This window comes from Thermococcus sp., assembly GCF_027052235.1.
Taxonomy (GTDB): Archaea; Methanobacteriota_B; Thermococci; order Thermococcales; family Thermococcaceae; genus Thermococcus.
In genome coordinates this window covers 1-17,085 of record NZ_JALUFF010000047.1, presented here as the reverse complement: position 1 = coordinate 17,085, position 17,085 = coordinate 1, and the positions used below count along the sequence as shown (strand labels likewise).

Annotated in this window: 14 protein-coding genes; 6 read left to right on the top strand and 8 right to left on the bottom strand. The window is 53.7% G+C overall.

Going from position 1 to position 17,085, the window contains the following annotated elements; translation table 11 throughout:
• Window positions 1-12 precede the first annotated feature (12 nt).
• The 7 genes from MVC73_RS04850 to MVC73_RS04820 all read right to left on the bottom strand — a co-directional run bounded on the left by MVC73_RS04850 (window position 13) and on the right by MVC73_RS04820 (window position 11,290).
• A complete protein-coding gene (locus tag MVC73_RS04850) occupies window positions 13-423 on the bottom strand; it encodes a UPF0146 family protein (protein ID WP_297507645.1) in 411 nt (136 codons plus the stop codon).
• A 32-nt stretch (window positions 424-455) separates the two neighbouring features.
• Entirely contained in the window at window positions 456-1,574 is a 1,119-nt protein-coding gene (locus tag MVC73_RS04845) for an ABC transporter ATP-binding protein (protein ID WP_297507642.1), read from the bottom strand.
• Between the two features lie 30 nt (window positions 1,575-1,604).
• Entirely contained in the window at window positions 1,605-5,699 is a 4,095-nt protein-coding gene (locus tag MVC73_RS04840) for a glucodextranase DOMON-like domain-containing protein (protein ID WP_297507639.1), read from the bottom strand.
• Window positions 5,700-5,708: 9 nt separating this feature from the next.
• Window positions 5,709-6,944, bottom strand: a complete 1,236-nt coding sequence (locus tag MVC73_RS04835; protein WP_297507636.1) for an ABC transporter permease subunit — start codon at window positions 6,942-6,944, stop codon at window positions 5,709-5,711.
• Complete coding sequence (locus MVC73_RS04830; RefSeq protein ID WP_297507633.1) at window positions 6,941-7,846, bottom strand: carbohydrate ABC transporter permease; 906 nt, start codon at window positions 7,844-7,846, stop codon at window positions 6,941-6,943. Before MVC73_RS04830 ends, MVC73_RS04835 begins: the two co-directional genes overlap by 4 nt.
• Before the next feature lie 42 nt (window positions 7,847-7,888).
• Complete coding sequence (locus MVC73_RS04825; RefSeq protein ID WP_297507630.1) at window positions 7,889-9,211, bottom strand: extracellular solute-binding protein; 1,323 nt, start codon at window positions 9,209-9,211, stop codon at window positions 7,889-7,891.
• A 99-nt stretch (window positions 9,212-9,310) separates the two neighbouring features.
• Window positions 9,311-11,290 (bottom strand): alpha amylase N-terminal ig-like domain-containing protein, encoded by a 1,980-nt coding sequence (locus MVC73_RS04820; protein WP_297507628.1) that lies wholly within the window; start codon window positions 11,288-11,290, stop codon window positions 9,311-9,313.
• A gap of 71 nt (window positions 11,291-11,361) precedes the next feature.
• On the opposite strand from MVC73_RS04820, the gene MVC73_RS04815 reads away from it, so the two are divergent.
• Both MVC73_RS04815 and MVC73_RS04810 read left to right on the top strand, forming a co-directional pair.
• Window positions 11,362-12,384: a TrmB family transcriptional regulator gene (locus tag MVC73_RS04815; RefSeq protein WP_297507625.1), complete on the top strand. Its 1,023-nt coding sequence runs from the start codon at window positions 11,362-11,364 to the stop codon at window positions 12,382-12,384.
• 5 nt (window positions 12,385-12,389) lie between these two features.
• Window positions 12,390-13,742 (top strand): glycogen/starch synthase, encoded by a 1,353-nt coding sequence (locus tag MVC73_RS04810; protein ID WP_297507623.1) that lies wholly within the window; start codon window positions 12,390-12,392, stop codon window positions 13,740-13,742.
• Here MVC73_RS04810 and MVC73_RS04805 read toward each other — a convergent pair.
• On the bottom strand, window positions 13,739-14,101 hold the full coding sequence (locus tag MVC73_RS04805) for a ribonuclease P protein component 2 (RefSeq protein ID WP_297507620.1): 363 nt from the start codon (window positions 14,099-14,101) through the stop codon (window positions 13,739-13,741). The genes MVC73_RS04810 and MVC73_RS04805 overlap by 4 nt on opposite strands.
• A 62-nt stretch (window positions 14,102-14,163) precedes the next feature.
• Here MVC73_RS04805 and MVC73_RS04800 point away from each other — a divergent pair, with 62 nt between their 5' ends.
• From MVC73_RS04800 to MVC73_RS04785, 4 genes are all read left to right on the top strand, one after another.
• Complete coding sequence (locus MVC73_RS04800; RefSeq protein ID WP_297507898.1) at window positions 14,164-15,249, top strand: radical SAM protein; 1,086 nt, start codon at window positions 14,164-14,166, stop codon at window positions 15,247-15,249.
• Between the two features lie 76 nt (window positions 15,250-15,325).
• The gene (locus MVC73_RS04795; RefSeq protein ID WP_297507895.1) at window positions 15,326-15,556 is read left to right on the top strand and encodes an antitoxin VapB family protein; all 231 of its coding nucleotides are present in this window, start codon (window positions 15,326-15,328) and stop codon (window positions 15,554-15,556) included.
• Window positions 15,526-15,897: a type II toxin-antitoxin system VapC family toxin gene (locus tag MVC73_RS04790; RefSeq protein WP_297507617.1), complete on the top strand. Its 372-nt coding sequence runs from the start codon at window positions 15,526-15,528 to the stop codon at window positions 15,895-15,897. The genes MVC73_RS04795 and MVC73_RS04790 overlap by 31 nt, the downstream gene beginning before the upstream one ends.
• 54 nt (window positions 15,898-15,951) lie before the next feature.
• Entirely contained in the window at window positions 15,952-16,806 is an 855-nt protein-coding gene (locus MVC73_RS04785) for a potassium transporter Kef (RefSeq protein ID WP_297507614.1), read from the top strand.
• Window positions 16,807-17,085 lie beyond the last annotated feature (279 nt).

The following is a 17,085-nucleotide window of genomic DNA, read 5'->3' as shown; positions in this document are numbered from 1 at the left end:
GCACCACCGGGCCTATTTTCTCTTCGGGTTATAAACGTATATCGCCAGCCCCCTGAAGTTGACCAGCCTCGTTCCCCTCACCCTCGGGTCTCCAGAAAACGGGAGGATGTAAACGGGAACCTTAAGGGCCTCCCCGAGCCTCAGAATAGGGACAACTATCTCGGGAGTTGGCCTGACGGAATAGACGGCCTTTGCACCCTGATAGAGTTCAAGCTTCGGCTTGAAGAGGTCATCCCTCACCGCGTTTATACCGGCTTTTCTGGCGTTCTCAATGACTTTCTCGTTCCAGTCAACGGCCAGAACATCGTAGCCGAGCTCTTTCAGCCTCAAGGCAACCTTGAGCTGGAAGCCGATTCCCGCCTCGACGATCTTCCCCCTCTCAACGGTCTCCGCTATGAAGTCTGCCAGACCCTCAATCCCCATGGAAAAAAGTTGGAATGGGGGTTTAAAAGGCTTCAGAAGATGGCTTTTCCGCTTCCCTTTTCGAAGACGTGGGCTTTTCTCATGTCGAAGACGACGTCTATCTTCTGCCCCTCCTGAACCCTCGACTCACTCCTGAACACAGCTAGGAACCTCAGAACACCGACACGTAAATGCACAATCTTTTCACTCCCCAGGTTCTCAATGATGTCCACGTCCGCCGTAACCATGTTCTCCCCCGGAACCTTCACCTGCGCAAACAAAGCATCGTGTATGTCTTCTGGTCTTATGCCGAAGGTGATTGTTTTGCCGACGAGGTTCCTCTCCCTCAAAACCTCAAACTGATCAGGCAACAGCTTAAGCCTGAACTCACCAAAGTCCACGAAACCATCCTCAGTAAGAGTCCCCTCAAGAAAATTCATGGGTGGAGAACCAATAAACCCAGCCACGAAAGTGTTCGCCGGCTTATCATAAACCTCATCCGGAGAACCAACCTGCTGGAGCTGACCCGCGTTAATCACCGCAATCCTGTCACCCATCGTCATAGCCTCAACCTGATCATGAGTCACGTAGATCGTAGTTACGCCGAGCTGCCTCTGAAGCCTCTTCAGCTCAGCGCGCATCTTCACTCTAAGCTTCGCGTCCAAATTACTCAACGGCTCGTCCATGAGGAAAACCTGAGGCCTCCTCACGATCGCTCTCCCGAGGGCCACTCTCTGCCTCTGCCCACCGCTGAGCTCCCTCGGCTTCCTGTGGAGGAGTTCAGTCAAGCCGAGCATTTCCGCGACTTCTCTAACGCGCTTGTCAATCTCGTCCTTCGGGATTTTCCTGAGCTTGAGTGGAAAGGCGATGTTATCGTAAACCGTCATGTGCGGGTAAAGGGCGTAGCTTTGAAAGACCATTGCCACGTCCCTATCCTTCGGCGGGACGAAGACGTCTCTCTCTGGGTCAGCAACGAGCCGGTCCCCAATGTAGATTTGACCCTTTGTCGGTTCTTCAAGACCGGCTATCATTCTCAGCGTTGTTGTTTTCCCACAACCACTCGGCCCAAGCAGAATCATGAATTCCCCGTCCTTGATGTGAAGGTTCATGTCCTTGACAGCAGTAAAGTCACCAAACTTCTTCCAGACGTTAATGAGCCTCACCTCAGCCATTTTATCACCCCTCAAAAATTTGAAAGGGAGTCAGCGCCTCCTCCTGAGGAGGAGCGGTATCACCGCGAGGGCAACGAGCAGAGCCGGACCGCAGGTCTTGCCGCCGGCCTTGGAGGAGGAACTTGAAGTGGAACTGCTGGTTGTTGTCGTGGTTGTAGTTGGAGCGCTTCCACCGCCTGCCCCTCCTGATGATGTAGTTGTGGTGGTCGTTGTTGAGGTTGTAGATGTTGTCGTTGTGCTCGTTGTGGTGGTGCTAGATGTAGTCGAGGTCTGGGTTCCTCCACCCTGCTCCCCACCGGTTCCCTTGACGAGAGGTATCATGAGCACTGTCGCGAGCTTGCCGTTCTGGGCGTCATAGCTCTTAAGCTGCTCCTCCTGAGTCGGCTTAAAGCCCGGAGGAACGAGTTCATCCACTACCCTCGGCGCGACACCGGCTATTACTGCATCAGGATCAGCGCCACCGAGCTTCCACTGCTCTGCCTTAACGGCCACGGGCCTCCACTTGTCCGGTCCGTAGCCATCCTGAGAGCCAACCAGTACGGAGGCGTAGAGCCCGTACTTCCCTATCCCGGGGAGGTACTTCTTCGGGAGCTTGACCACTATCGCATTCCTCGTTGGGTCGGCGCTGATCTGCATCTCCCCCTGTATAACCGTTCCGTTGGCGAGGACTATCAGGTTACCGTAGTCCCATCCCGCTATTCTAAGGGCAATGTCCCACGGATGGTTGGGATCGAGGTTGACGTTGCTTCCCGGCCCGTCCGGGAACATCTTTATGGCACTCGTGTTCCCTCCATCCTTGAAGTCGAAGTAGACCTCAATGATCTGAAGACTGAAGCCGTTGGGAGCGTTCCAGGGGTTCCCTCCAAGGGTCTTGAAGTAGAACTCCAGCGTCCAAGCGTCATCGCCTTCGGTCATCTTGAACTTGAGCAGGTCGAGGTGGCCCGGAACGAAGACCTTGTCGGTCGGGTAGGTGTAGGTTCCCGGCCCGTGGTCATCTCCCTCCGGATCCTTGACCACTATGCCCTGCTTGAGGAGGGGTATTGCCTTGACCGTCGCAAGCCTGCCGTTCTGGGCGTCATAGCTCTTAAGCTGCTCCTCCTGAGTCGGCTTAAAGCCGGGCGGAACGAGTTCGTCCATAACCCTTGGGGCAACTCCAGCGATTACCGCATCAGGATCAGCCCCGCCGACCTTCCACTGTTCGGCCTCAACGGCCACAGGCCTCCACTTGTCCGGCCCGTAACCGTCTTGGCTTCCGGTGAGGACGTCTCCCCAGAGGCCGTAGTCCTCGTTTATCTGGATGTACTTCTTGGGAACCTTGACGACTATCGCGTTCCTCGTCGGGTCGGCGCTGATCTGAAGCTCGCCCTGAATAACGGTCCCGTTGGCAAGGACTATCAGGTTGCCGTAGTCCCAGCCGGCAATCCTGAACGCCACATCCCATGGGTGATCTGGGTCGAGGTTAACGTTTGCACCGGGTCCGTCCGGGAACATCTTTATTGCTGAGGTATTTCCTCCCTTCTTAAAGTCGAGATAAACCTCTATGATCTGCAGGCTGAAGCCGTTCGGCCCGTTCCACGGGTTGTCGCCGAGGTTCTTGAAGTAGAACTCCATCACGTAGCTGTCCGTCTGCTCGAGGAGCCTGAAGCGCAGGAGGTCGAAGACGCCGGGCTTGAAAACTTTGTCGGTTGGGTAGGTGTAGGTTCCCGGCCCGTGGTCATCTCCCTCCGGATCCTTTATATCGGCTAGAACAACGCCCTTGACCTGAGTCGGTAGCTTGAGCTCGACAGGCGTGCTTATGACCTCAAGCTTTCCGTCCTTCACGGTGGAGACGGCGAAGTAGAAGTCGCTCGGGTTGGCGAGGTACTTGAACGGCAGGACGACCTCAACGCCACTCTCAGCCTTCTTGACTTCGAGGTCTCCAAGCTTCTCGCTGTTCTCGTAGTCGGTGGCGTTGTAGATTTCCGCTTTACCGTCCCTGTAAACCACGTGCTTGGTTATCAGCAGGCCGACGCTGTCGGCCGAGAACGGGAACATCGAGTACCTCAGCTCGCTCGGCCTCTCCTGGAGCAGTGTGAAGGTGTTGCCTATCCTTCTCTCCTTCTCCCAGATGCTGACCTCGAACTCCGTGAGGTTGCCTTTCACGACGAAGTGAATTCCATCGTCATCGAAGTAAACGTCAACCCCCTCCGCTACCGGGGAAAGGCTTGAATAGCTCTTTGTTTCGCCCTTCTTCAAACCATCGAGGGCCCTCGTTGTGTAGGGCTCGCCGTCGGGGAAGTAGTTTCCGTAGAGGTAGCTCGGTGGCTTAACTCCCGCGAGCCTGTACATCTCGTAGAGGTAGGTCTTGAAGTAGCGGTCGAAGGTGTAGTCCTGCCCGCTGTTCTGGTCGCTTCCATACCACCAGAACCAGTCGCTCGCTTCAGCCCTGAGAAGGTACTCGTGGGCCTTCTCCCAGTCCTCTGAGCTCATCTTGGCCTTGTTTTCCATGAGGGTCTTTCTCGCGAGGTACAGCCAGTACCAGCCGTAGTTCTCCTGAGGCTCGCCTATCCAAGTTGAGAGCGTGCCGTCTATCCAGCTCGACTCTGGCCACTGCATCTCCTCCTTAATGCCGACCATGTCGTAGAGCTCCCCGAGGCTCTGTGCCTTGAGGAGGGCATTGACCTTGTCCCCGGTGAGGTCGAGCCTCTCCATCATCTTGGGGGTGAGCTTGTTGGCCTTGTCCCCGTAGAGCTTGATGTACTCGCTCGGCGTAACCGTCCTTATGAGGCCGGCCTTCTGGAGCTCCTCAAGCTTCTTGTAGAGTTCGTTGAGGAATAGCTTGCCGTCGTAGGGATAGTGCTCCCACGGGTTCTCTCCGTCGAGGGTGACGACGTAAACGAGCGACCCATCGTAGTTCTCCTTCTGTATCTTAAGGAGCTCGTTGACGAAGTCCTCCACCGCTTGGTACTGGTTCATCCCGGCGTACTGGAATCCAACGCGGTCGCTCAGCGCGTGATCGCGCGGGAAGAGGTATATCTTCCTTCCGTTGAACTCGGCAACCCAGGGCTTGTAGTAGTTCTCAACGGTCTTCTCAACCCCGAGCCTGTCGAGGACGAGCTGGTCGGTCATCACCCATGTCCAGCCATTCTCGGCGAGGATTTCAAGGGTCTTGTCGTTGAGCGCACTTTCGGCGGCCCAACCGCCAACTGGAGTTACGGTTCCGTTTCCGAGGTACTTCTTGTAGAGCTCGTGGGCCTTCTTCACATGGGCATCAAAGTCGCTCTCCCAGCCGAAGTCGTTGAGTATCGGCCCTATCGGGTGGGCGTAGGGGACGACCGTGACTTCAACGTTCCCCTTCTCGGGGTTGATGAGGTAGTTTATCTTCTCGTGCTCCTCGAAGGTGTGGTTGAGGAGCCACATCTGGGCGTCGAGGACGGTTTTAACATCCTCCCTGGTGTAGCCACCGACGTCAACCTTGTCGTAGAGGGCCTTGAGTTCGGGGTGGGTCATTATGTAGTTGTAGTCAATCCACGCTAAGTTGAAGAGGACGGCCAAATCTATGTAGTCCTGCTCGGTGAACTCGCTCGTAACTGCAACCTTCTGCTCCTCAAGGGGAAGGTTGGCGTACTTGGCCTTAGCCTGGAGCATCTTGTCCTTGAGCTGGGTGTACCTCTTCCAGAACTTCCTTATAGGATTGCCGTCCTTGTCCGTGACGGGTTCACCGTTCCAGGGTATGGTGGTGTCAAAGAACCCTCCCGGGGCCTGAAGCATGAACCACTTCTCATCGACTGTGAGTGGCTCGCCCTTGGCTATCTTCTCGGTCACTATCTGGTAGGTGTCCTTCTTCCCGTGCATGTAGTCCGCCAGCTGGGCTATAAGTGAACCGGAGAGGTCTATTGTCGCGTGGACATCGGGATAGAGGCTCAGGTAGTAGGCCATCTTCCAGTAGTCGTTTGATGCATGAAGTCTGACCCATGGCCTTGTGTAGATGTCCTGTATCGGGTCGTAGTAGTAGGGCTGGTGCTGATGCCACACTATTATGACGTTGAGGGGCTTTGGTTCAACCGCCCCAACGGTCTTCAGGTTCGCTCCCACGATGCTCCCAACCATCAAAATTGCAAGGAAAAGGGCAAATACCCTCCTCATACTATCACCTCATTCCTTCAGGCCTCCAACCGTGAGGCCGCTCCTTATGTAGTTCTGGGCAAGCATGAAAGTCACAAACACCGGCAGTGCGAAGAGCAGAGCCGCCGCCGCGAAGTAGCTCCAGTCAATCCCCCTGCCTATGCCTCCCAGTAAAGTGTATATCCATACCGCGAGCGGCTGATTATCCTGCGTCAACAGCAAGCTTGCCAGAATGAACTCCGTCCACCCTCCAATGAAGGCGAATATTGCAACTGTCGCTATTCCCGGCAGTGCCATTGGTAGCAGAACGTACCTGATTATCTGGAGGTAGCTCGCCCCGTCAACGAGGGCCGCTTCATCAAAATCGGGGCTTATGGAGTCTATGTATCCCTTAAGGAGCCACGTGTTGAAGGGAACGCTTCCCGCGGCGTATATTAGCGAGAGCGCTGGTAGTTTGTCGTAAAGGCCGAGCTTGACGACCATACCATAGAGCGCTATAAGGCCGGCTATTCCAAGACCTCCAGCGACCTGTGTAAACATCAGGTAGAAGTATAGCACGTGCTCCCTTCCGAAGAACTTCAGGCGCGAGAAGGCGTAAGCCGCTGGGACGACGAAGAGCAACGCTAGAAGAACCGTCAGGCCCGCTAGGATAGTGCTGTTCTTGAGGTACTTGAAGAAGGTTGAGTTGACGAACTTGCCGAGGAGCGTAAAGTGGGCCTTTCCGTTACCCCTTATGAGAACGTATCCCTCCATCCTGCCCGTAACTTTGACATTCCCAACCTTGCCGTCCGTTAAAGTTGCACCCCTGATTATTCCGAAGCCTATCTTCTCGTCGTTCTCAAGTCTCGTCAGTACAAACAGTCCCCGTATCTTGGCGTTGAGGGTGCCCTTCGCATCGGGGGCGTTTACCAAAAAGACGACGTTGCTGACGTTGACAGTTATTTTGGCACCGGTGAAGGGCCCGTACTTTATCTTGCCAGTTATTATCCCGCTGGTGACGTAGAGCCTGCCGTCTTTGACGTAAGCGTCCCCGGTTATCGTACCGGTGAAGTTCGTCATTATCCTGTTGCCCGAGAGCCCGAAGAGAACCTCGCGGTAGGAATCCAAGCTGACCTTTCTGGGCACGAGGTGCAGTTCGGTGGTTGCTAGGGTTGACGTCGGGCTTATTGAGACTATGAAGATGTAGTAGACGGGGAAGAGGATTATGAACATTACGAAGATTGCCAGGAGGGTCATCCCGGCGCTCTTAAGGCTTACTTTCCTCATCCCTTCGCACCCTCCTGCAGTCTTGTAACCCTAACGTTGACGTACATGTATATCGCCAGCACGAGAGTGGCTATTACCATCACAGCCGATGCTCTTCCGTAGTGTGGCGTCGCACCAAAGGCCTTTCTGAAGCCATAGAGCAGTATGAACTTGTTCTCGAAGAGGCCTGCGTTGTAGATATAGGGCACCATGAAGTACTGGAAGCTGGCGGCGCTCGTGAGTATCGTCGCGAAGGCTATCGGTTTTCCTACGGCTGGAAGGACGACGTTCCTGAACCTCTGCCAGTAGTTGGCGCCGTCGAGAATTGCTGCTTCGATGAGAGTTTCCGGCACGGACTGAAGCGCGGCGGTGACGACCGTCATCATGAATGGATAGGCCAGCCAGACTTCTATTACGTTGAGTGCTATAAAGGCCCAGGTTGGGTCGCTAATCCAGTTTGGAGGAGAGGCAACCCCAATTGATTTTAACACCTTGTTTATCGGCCCGAAGACCGGATCGAACATAAACTTCCAGACGGTGACCGAGAAGAGCAGGGGCAGAGCCCAGGGTATTATGAGTAGCGAGCGATAAATAACCTTACCTCTCACGTACTTGTTTGTATAGAGCAGACTGAGCAATACTCCAACGGTCACCTTGAGGGTAACGCTCGTAATAACGAATATCCATGTCCAGACGAAGGCATCTCTGAAACCCGGGTCGCTGAGAATCCACCTGAAGTTCTCAAGACCAACGAAGTGAAGTGGTTCAACTGAGCTGTTGGGATTGTAGATTGGGAAGTTGCCGAGCTGGGCGTTGGTGAATGCCAGGTATATGGAGTACACTATAGGCCAGAGGTTGAAAAACAGGAACGCGGTGATTCCGGGAATTATGAGGAACAGGGCCACCATTGTCGTCTTCTTCATCCTGTCTCCCTCCCAAGTTGAGAAAAGAAAAGAGAAAAGGTTTCATCCGTTCATATTCTGGAGTATCTCCTGCTGGTACTTCTTGAGTATGGCCGGTATGTCCGCGTGGGCAGGGTCCTTGAGGATATCGGTGATGGCCTTGTCAACACCGCCCCAGACGGCGCCCATCTTCGGGCTCTTGGGCATCAGATAGGCGTGCTGGACCGCCTGAGCAAAGCCGTAGAGAACCGGGTCGGCCTTAATCTGCGGGTCGTCGAGAACCTTGCTCAAAACGGGTATGTAGCCGAGCTGAAGGGCGAGCTGTTTTATGACATCCGGACTTGTGGTGAACCACTTGACGAACTTTATGGCTGCGTCCTTGTTCTGGGCACCCTTGGCGAAGTAGAAGAGCTTCACACCACCGTAGGGCCTCGGCCAGTACTCCTTACCGTCCTTCTCGATGGGTGGAAGAGGCTCAACGCCAAAGTTTATGCCCGCCTTCTTGACGCTGGCTATGCTCCACGGGCCGTTGACCATGAAGGGAGCGCGCTTCTCAAGGAATATGCTCTGCTGGGTGTTGTAGTCTGCAGTCGGCGCCATGTAGGGCCATATCTCCTTGAAGAAGAACTCGAAGCCCTCTATCGTCCTCGGGTCGTCAAGGCCCGGCTTCTCCGTCTTGTCGTCGAAGTAGTAGCCTCCAAAGGCCTGTGCTATCGCCGAGATGAAGTAGGCGTTTATGGGCCAAGCGATGCCGTACTTCTCGTTGTTGGGGTCGTAATACTTCTGCATTATCTGCTTCATCTCGTCGAAGGTCTTCGGCGGGTTCGGAACCATGTCCTTGTTGTATATCAGGGCGACCGTTTCAGCGGCGAAGGGCATCGCATAGTAGTGTCCCTTGTACTCCATTGCCTCCCTGGCAACTGGAGCGAACTGGTTGAGAACATCGGGGGTTATTGAGTCGTCGATGGGCTCGAGAAGACCTGCCTCGGCGAACTTTCCAATCCAGTCGTGAGCCCAGATGAAGAGGTCTGGGCCCTTTCCTGCTGGAATCGCAGCCTTCAGGGCGCTCTCAAGGTCGGACTTCTGCTCAAAGACTATCTGAACGTTCGGGCAGAGGGCCATGTACTCCTCGGCTATGCTCTGGAAGACTTCAAGCTCGTTGGGCTGCATTGCATGCCAGATGACAACTTTCCCGCTCCCGCATTCGACCTGAGGAGTGCTGGTAGTCTGAGTCGTTGAGGAGGTAGTGCTTGAAGTCGCTGAACTCTGGGTTGTGGAGGGACTCGCGGTGGAGGTAGTCGTTCCACCACCGCTTATACAGCCGCTGGCCACCACACTAAGGGCCAAAACGGCCACCAACAACAGGCCAAACAACGTTTTTTTCATGATAACCACCCACTCTAATCTTGGGTGGTTTAGTATCATCCTTAGTGATATATATATCTTGCGCTCCCCCGAACCCCGGGGTACACCTTGAGGTAGGACTTACAAGTGTTCATGAGTATCATTCAAATCAAGGTAGCGTAGCTTTCTAGTGGGCCCGATGATGACAAAGGATGAAGCTTCAAGGGAAAGATTGCCATCGTTTACTGGCCCAAGATTAACTTTGACCGATTTTGAGCCCCGGTTTATGGCGACGAAAACCCTCTCACCCTCAAGAACCCTCTCGTAGGCAACAATGTTCCCCTCAAAATAGACCGGCCGGAAAAGGCCCACCTGAAGTGCCTTACTCTCCCGCCTGAGCCTTATCAGGGACTTGGTCACCTCCAGCAACCCGGTATCCCAAGCCTCTTCCTTCCAGGGCATAGGAGTTCTTCCGGAGCTCATCCCATCTCCCGAGCCCCTCAGGCCGACTTCATCCCCGTAAAAAATCGAAGGGATTCCTTTATACGTCATCAGGAAAGCCATGGCGCAGAGGTATCTTTTTTTGTCTCCACCAACTAAATCTAAGAAGCGCTCGGTGTCGTGGTTGTCGAGGAAGTTGTATGTGAAGTGCTCGGCCGGGCCATAGTAAGCGCTCAAAAGGTTCAGCTCGTTCAGGAACTCCCGCGCGTCAATCTCCTCAAAGGCGAAGAACCTCAGAATGGCATCGTAGAGGAGGTAGTTCATGATCCCGTGAAAGACGTCGAAGAGCCACAGCCTTCCGTCGTCCATGACCTCCCCGAAGAGGTATGCCCTCGTCCTCTTCCTCACCTCGCGCCAGACTTCCGGGGGAACGCCGTGGGCAACGTCGAGGCGCCAGCCGTCGGCACCTCTCTCAAGCCAGAACCTCATAACATCGGCGATGAAATCCACGACCTCCGGATTCTCGTGGTTGAGCCTCGGCATCAACCAGACCGAGAAGAAGGTCTCGTAGTTCCAGTCGAGTTCCTTTAGGGAGCGGTACTTCTCCCTCCAAGGCATATCCTTTCCGAGGAGCTTCAGAAACTCCGGGTCAACGACGGGGAAGTCCAGTGGGCGGTAGAAGTTCTTCCATCTGCTCTTCTCACCTTCCTTAACCAAGTCTTGGAAGTAGGGGTGGAAAAAGCTCGTGTGGTGGAAAACTCCATCGAGGACGAGCTTCATGCCCCTTTCCCTCAGAGCTTCTACGAGCTCCCTAAAAGCCTCGTCTCCTCCGAGTCTCTCGGCCACGTGGTAGTAGTCGATGATGTCGTAGCCGTGGTATGTCATGGACTCAAATATGGGGGTCAGGTAGAGGGCGTTAACACCCAAGCTCTCCAGGTGGTCCATGTGCTCCACGATTCCCTTTAAGTCTCCCCCGTGAAAGAACTCGCCCTCAAGGGGTAGCTCTTTCTCCCGAATACCAACGGCGAACCTGTCGGGCATTATCTGGTAGAAGACGCTCCCCAACGGCCAGTCGGGGGCTTCGAGCTCCCTTGGAACGGCCTTAAACGGCCCGAGAGTCTCCCTCGCTCCGGAGTTAGTTTCAACCGAAAAGGAATACTCTATCTCATTGGAACGCCCGGGAACCACGGCCTCCCAGTATTCGAAGAGCGAATCCCGGGCTTTCAGGGACATGTCGACTTCCCCATATCCAATGTGGAGTGAGGCCGAACTCAGAAAACCCCTCCTAGCCCTCAGGAGGACGTGCGTTCTATCGACAAAGGAGTAAAGATAGGTAAGGGATGGTCTGTGGAAGAGCTCCTCAGCTCCAGCGACTTCGGCAACGCTAACTCTCCTCCCGAACCTGTAAGCGGGCCTCCTGTAGGTTTCCACCCTCGGGTTCTCCGGATCGGGCGTGAAGTTCCCTCCCAGCGAAAAGCCGTAGTGCCAGAGACCCTCGGGGAGGGCAATCCTAACCTTCCACCTCCCACCGTCGGGAGTCATCCTGAAGGAGCCCTCGTTGAAGGCGTTGAAGCTTCCGAGGAGGTAAGCGTAGGACTCCCCTTCCCGGGGGAGCGAGAACTCGACTATGGCGGCCCTTCCAAAGCGTTCGTCAGGTTCGAACCCGAAAATTTTATACACCTAGCTCACCCAAGTATCACTACTGATGAATAAACTAAGGATAGTGAACTTAAAAACTTGGAGGTCTCGGTATGAAGGAGGAAGAGATTGTTGAGAAACTTCAGAGGCTCGGCCTCACGAAGTACGAGAGTCTCGCTTACATAACCCTTCTGAAGCTCGGGCCGAGCAAGGCAACCGACATAACAAAGGAGAGCGGGATTCCCCACACGAGGGTTTACGATGTCCTAAGCTCACTCCACAGGAAGGGTTTCGTTGACGTCATGCAGGGCTCGCCGAGGCTTTACAAGCCCGTGAACCCCGAGGTCGTGCTTGAGCGCATAAAGGAGGACTTCATCGAGGACATCGAGAACCTGAAGAAAGCCTTCATGGACCTCTACCGCGGTGTCCACGGTGAGGAACTGCCCGAGATATGGACGATACAGGGCTTCGACAACACCGTTGAGAGGGCAGAATACGTGATAAGGACGGCAAAGCATGAGGTTCTCATCAACACTCCCTTCGAGTTCCTCAAGCTCCTCAAGAGCGAGATAAGGGCCAGAAAGGACATCATCTTCGTCATAGTCAGCAACTTCGAGGAAATCCCGGACTGGCTGAAGGGGGACAACGTGATACTCGCCAAGAGCGGTGGGGCACCATGGCTGATGGCCAGCTGGATAATCGGAGACATAGAGTACGCCCTGTTCTTCGGTGCCCTGCCAAAGGACAGGAGGAGGGAGAAGTTCTACTCATTCTGGGCCAAAAGCCCAAAGATAATCCAGAACTACATGCACTGGTTCTACACGATATACTTCGACAACAGCGAGCTCATAAAACCGCTCAACTACGAGAAGCTTCCCAAACCCCTCACCCTCGTTAACATAAGAACCCTCATCACGGTTCTCAAGATGGCCGGTCTCCCGAGAAAGGCCGAAATCGTTGGAAAGATGGTGGACACTAAGGAGCCTGTTAACCTGAGGGGCACAATAGTTGACTACGAATACACCCCCCTCACAGCAAACATAACCTTCAGGTACAACGGCAGTGAACTCAAAGTTGGCGGGATAGGCAGCTACTTCGAGGACGTTGAAGGGGAGAAGTTCATACTCCTGGAGTGATTCTCATGAGGGTGCTTTTGCTTTCCTTTGAATACCTTCCCGTCAAGGTGGGGGGCCTAGCCGAGGCGGTAACTAGCATAGCCGAGGGGCTGGCAGAGCTCGGCCACGAGGTCATCGTCTTTACTCCCGACCACGGAAAGGGCCTCGGAGAAGCCGTTGAGAGGTTCAAGGTTATAGCCTTCGGGGAGGAAGTTGAAATCAAGGCCCGAAAGCGAGAGGAGAACGGGGTGACAATCTACTCCTTAGCTGGAGGACTGCTGAGCGAGAGCGACGTCTACGGTCCGAGCTGGGAAGGGCTTTTGAAGAAGGCGGTTCTCTTTGGAAAGGCCAGCGCCGGTCTGATGAACAGCCTTATTGAGGAGTTCAATCCCGACGTCGTCCACGCCCACGACTGGCACACCGTCTTCTCACTCGGTCTCCTGAAGAAGTACTTTGGAGTGAGGAGCGTCTTCACAGTCCACAGGCTCAACAAGGGGAAGATACCGGGTCACTACTTCCACGAGGCGAACCTCGGTGAGCTTGCACCTTACCCGGACATAGACCCGGAGCACACGGCTGCCTATATAGCAGACATGGTAACCACAGTCAGCAGGAGCTACATGCTGGAAGAGTGGAGTTTTTTCGGAATCTTCGAGGGGAAAGTTACGCACGTTTTCAACGGCATAGACTGCTCCTTCTGGAACGAGGAGCTCATGGAAACGGCAAACCTGCCGAGGGAAGAGCGCAGGAAGCTCATTCTGGAGCGCTTTGGCCTCAAAGATGGAAAGGCCTTCATGTTCATAGGGCGCTTCGACAGGGCCCAGAAAGGCGTTGATACTCTCCTCAGGGCGATTGAGATACTCTCAACGGACCCGGCCTTCGGGGATATGAGGTTCATAATAATAGGCAAGGGTGACCCGGAGCTGGAGAAGTGGGCGAAGGACGTTGAGAGGCGCTTCCCAGAGAACGTCAGGGTAATCACTGAGCTCCTCCCGAGGGAGATGGTTAGGGAACTCTACGGTTCCGTGGATTTCGTCGTCATACCATCCTATTTCGAGCCCTTTGGTCTGGTTCAGCTGGAGGCTATGTGCCTAGGGGCCATCCCAATAGGGAGCGCCGTTGGGGGGATAAAGGACACCATCATAGACTTCAGGACCGACCCTGAGAGGGGAACTGGCTTCCTTGTCCCGCCGAGAGATGCTTTCGCTCTGGCCAACACCCTGGTGAGTGCCAAAAACCTTGAGGAGGAAACCCTCCGGAGGCTCAGGGAGAACGGGAAGAAGAGGGCAAGAAAGGACTTCACATGGGAAAGTGCCTGTAGGAGGTACACCAGCGTTTACACAGGGAGCGTTGACAGGGCCATGTCCTTCCTCCGCTAGCGCCAGCCGAAGTCGCTTAAAAACTTCCTCTTCAACCTTTTTATCGTCCCTGAAACGCCAAGGGTTCTAAGGATGGCCTTCGAGCCGTTTATCTCAGTAATGAGCGTCAAAGCAAAGCGGAGCTCCTCAACGTGCTTCCTGTCAACCCTAACTATACCTGTCTGAGTTTTCTCGTCGAATTTTATGAACCACGGCTTCGCCCTGGCAGAACCGAGAACACCGAGCGTTGAAAGCGAAGCCTCCCATACGGCCCTCTTCACTTCCTCCTTCTTGAAGGGCCTCTCACCGATTAGCTGGAATGCTATGTAGCGGTGCTTGTCCCTTAGGGTTGGTGGCAGGTACTTCGGCTTCTCCCTCATGTTCCCAACTCTGTCCGCCAACCTTTTTAAGCCCTTTCCAGAGCCTTCGGGTGGTGAGAGCTTTGGTCTGGGAGACGCCTTACTTCTCATACGCCGTGCGAGAGTTGCCGAAGGGCTGTCAGCTCTGCGTTAGGGGCGAGAAGCTCGTCCTCTTCACCACCGGGAAATGCCCGAGGGACTGCTTCTACTGCCCTCTAAGTCCATGGCGCAGGGAGGATGTGGTTTACGCCAACGAGAGACCTGTCAAGAGTGTCGAAGACGTTATCGAGGAGGCCCTCCTGCAGGAGGCCAAAGGGGCCGGCGTCACCGGCGGTGACCCGCTCGCGAGGCTTGACAGGACTGTTGAATACATCAAGACCCTCAAGGAGGCCTTTGGGGAGGACTTCCACATCCACCTCTACACCACCGGCGCGCTGGCAACAAAAAAGAACCTCGAAAAGCTCTACGATGCCGGCTTGGACGAGATACGCTTTCACCCCGACCTGTTCAATCCAAATTCGAGGCTCTTCAAGGTTGAGATAGAGAACATAAGGAAGGCCTTCGACTTCGACTGGGACTTTGGTGGAGAGATACCCTCAATCCCGGGCCAGTTCGAGAGGATGAAGTGGTACGCCGAGTTTCTCGATAAGCTCGGCGCGAAGTTCCTCAACGTCAATGAGCTTGAGTTCAGCGAGACCAACCTTAGGAATCTCCTCGACAGGGGTTACAAGCCTATAAGCAACGAAAGCTCCGCGATAAAGGGCTCCCTTGAGCTGGGCCTTAAGCTACTCGAATGGGGTGAGGAGAACACCTCCCTGAGCTACCACCTCTGCACCGCCAAGCTGAAAGACGCTGTCCAGCTGAGAAACCGGCTGAGGAGAACCGCGAGGAAGGTCGCAAAACCCTATATGGAAATCACGGAGGACGGAACGCTCCGCTTTGGAATAGCTGAATACGATGACCTCGACGAGCTTTACCACTTCCTCATTGAGGAGGCGGAAGTGCCAGAGGAGTGGCTCTACATCAACCGTGAGAAGGGCAGGATAGAGATGCCGGAAGAAGTTGCAATCGAGCTCGCCGAGGCAATAGAGGGGGACGTTAGGTTCTTTATTGTAGAGGAGTATCCAACCTTTGACAGAATTGAGGTTGAGAGAATTCCCCTTCCGTGAGTTTTGCTTTTCATGTTGGTTGGGGTTTCGAAAGGCTTATTTATTTCGTGCATGCATGCACTTATAGGTGATGCCCTTGGGCAAGACGATAACCATCGCCGATGACGTCTATTACGAGCTCGTCAAGATGAAGGGTAAGAAGAGCTTCTCGGAACTCCTCAGGGAGCTCATAGGTAAGAAAAAGAAGGGCAACCTCGACGTGCTCATGATAGCGTTCGGGACGAGAACCCCCGAAGAGGTCGAGAAACTTAGGAAAGAGCTCAAGGAGGTCGAGGAATGGATGGACTCCTGGACACCAGTGTGGTGATAGAGCTCTTTGGGGGAAACAGGAAGGTTATCGAAGGTCTTTCTCCCGGGGAAACCTACGCACTTCCAGCCATAGTCGTCTTTGAGCTCTACTGCGGCCATTTGAAGGAGCGGGAAGAGCTCATGCTCGAAATGATGCCAAAAGTCGAATTCAACGAGGAGGCCGCTAAGATAGCGGGGGCAATCTTCAGGGACTTGATGAAGAAGGGGCAAAGGCCTCCCTTCAAGGATCTACTCATCGCTGCAACTGCAATAGCCCACAACATGAGCCTTTATACCTGCGACAGGGGCTTTGAGAGGTTCAAGGAGTACGGGCTCAGGGTGAAAATTCTGGAAAAGTAATCCCCCTGCTCCCGTTTGCATAATGATGAGTTTGGCCTTCCAAGGTGGTGGGGGTTGAGATTGGGGAAATCTCTCCTTCTTCCAAGCTTCTTTGTCGGGACAATCTTTCTGGCAATGCTATTTGGCTATGCACTCTCACTTTCGCCGGAAGAAAGCTTCTCATTCGCGGTTATTCTGACTCTTCTCTATACTCTGGCCCGTGGGCTTCGGAAGGAACCGGATAAATGGAGAAAGTCTGGGTTCTTAAAATCTAAGAGTGTGAGATATCTCATCTTTTTCCTGGGCTCGTTTGGATTCAGTGTGCTCTTATTCGGGCTTATATATCTGGTCTTTGCAAAACCGGGAACTTCGTTCGTTTCCCTCGTCAAGGTGCTTGGCGCTCTCTTTGCAATAGGCTCCTCCCTGATGTTCCTCGCCTCGGTGTTTTATAGCAAGAATAAGACGTCTGAGAAAATCACTTACTCTGGGCAGAACTTTCTGAGAGAACTTTCAGCATCTCTCCTCCTCTTTACAGTTGCGTACCTCTCTGGTGTTGAGCTGGAAAAAAGCATCTCGATGGCGTTTTACGTTTTTGTTATGGCCGGCTGGTACTACTCCATGATGGCGCATAGGTATATCATACCCGAGAGGATACTTAAAATCCGGACAGTTATCAATTTCGTGGCCGTCAGCTTGGGACTTTACCTTTTTGTCATCAAAAACGTGTTCATAAGTGTTTTAATGGGAGTGCTGTTTGCGTTTGCCTCGGAGAAAGACTACAGGATAACAAGGAAGCTCGTGGAAACGGGACTTCTGGATAGGGGATACGCCGAGAGGGGGGCCGGTGGTCTGTTTTATGCAATCTTTTTATGCAATCTTTTATCTGTTTGGAGCGATGGTAGTTTTGATTGGGGTCACTGGAAATTATAACGTCTCTTTCATCAGGAGATTCCTACTAACGATGTTTAGGCTACTTTATCTGTTCACGGCGATTTTCCTTCCCTTCGGAACGTTTCTCGGGTGGGTGAGGTTGAGGGTCCCTTGGGAATGAACTGGAAAATGGACATTTGTGTTCTTTTGTTCGCTCTTTTACTCTGGCTTCTTTTGATTAATTCTCGTTGTTTTGATACGGTTGGAAATTGAAAAAAAAAAAAAAAAAAAACGTTAGCTAATCCAACTAGTAAAAGAAAAAATTTATATAAGCAAATG

Excerpts from the sequence above, each read along its gene's own strand:
- MVC73_RS04850 (WP_297507645.1), bottom strand. The coding sequence starts at position 423 with ATGGGGATTGAGGGTCTGGCAGACTTCATAGCGGAGACCGTTGAGAGG.
- MVC73_RS04845 (WP_297507642.1), bottom strand. The coding sequence starts at position 1,574 with ATGGCTGAGGTGAGGCTCATTAACGTCTGGAAGAAGTTTGGTGACTTT.
- MVC73_RS04840 (WP_297507639.1), bottom strand. The coding sequence starts at position 5,699 with ATGAGGAGGGTATTTGCCCTTTTCCTTGCAATTTTGATGGTTGGGAGC.
- MVC73_RS04835 (WP_297507636.1), bottom strand. The coding sequence starts at position 6,944 with ATGAGGAAAGTAAGCCTTAAGAGCGCCGGGATGACCCTCCTGGCAATC.
- MVC73_RS04830 (WP_297507633.1), bottom strand. The coding sequence starts at position 7,846 with ATGAAGAAGACGACAATGGTGGCCCTGTTCCTCATAATTCCCGGAATC.
- MVC73_RS04825 (WP_297507630.1), bottom strand. The coding sequence starts at position 9,211 with ATGAAAAAAACGTTGTTTGGCCTGTTGTTGGTGGCCGTTTTGGCCCTT.
- MVC73_RS04815 (WP_297507625.1), top strand. The coding sequence starts at position 11,362 with ATGAAGGAGGAAGAGATTGTTGAGAAACTTCAGAGGCTCGGCCTCACG.
- MVC73_RS04810 (WP_297507623.1), top strand. The coding sequence starts at position 12,390 with ATGAGGGTGCTTTTGCTTTCCTTTGAATACCTTCCCGTCAAGGTGGGG.
- MVC73_RS04805 (WP_297507620.1), bottom strand. The coding sequence starts at position 14,101 with ATGAGGGAGAAGCCGAAGTACCTGCCACCAACCCTAAGGGACAAGCAC.
- MVC73_RS04790 (WP_297507617.1), top strand. The coding sequence starts at position 15,526 with ATGGATGGACTCCTGGACACCAGTGTGGTGATAGAGCTCTTTGGGGGA.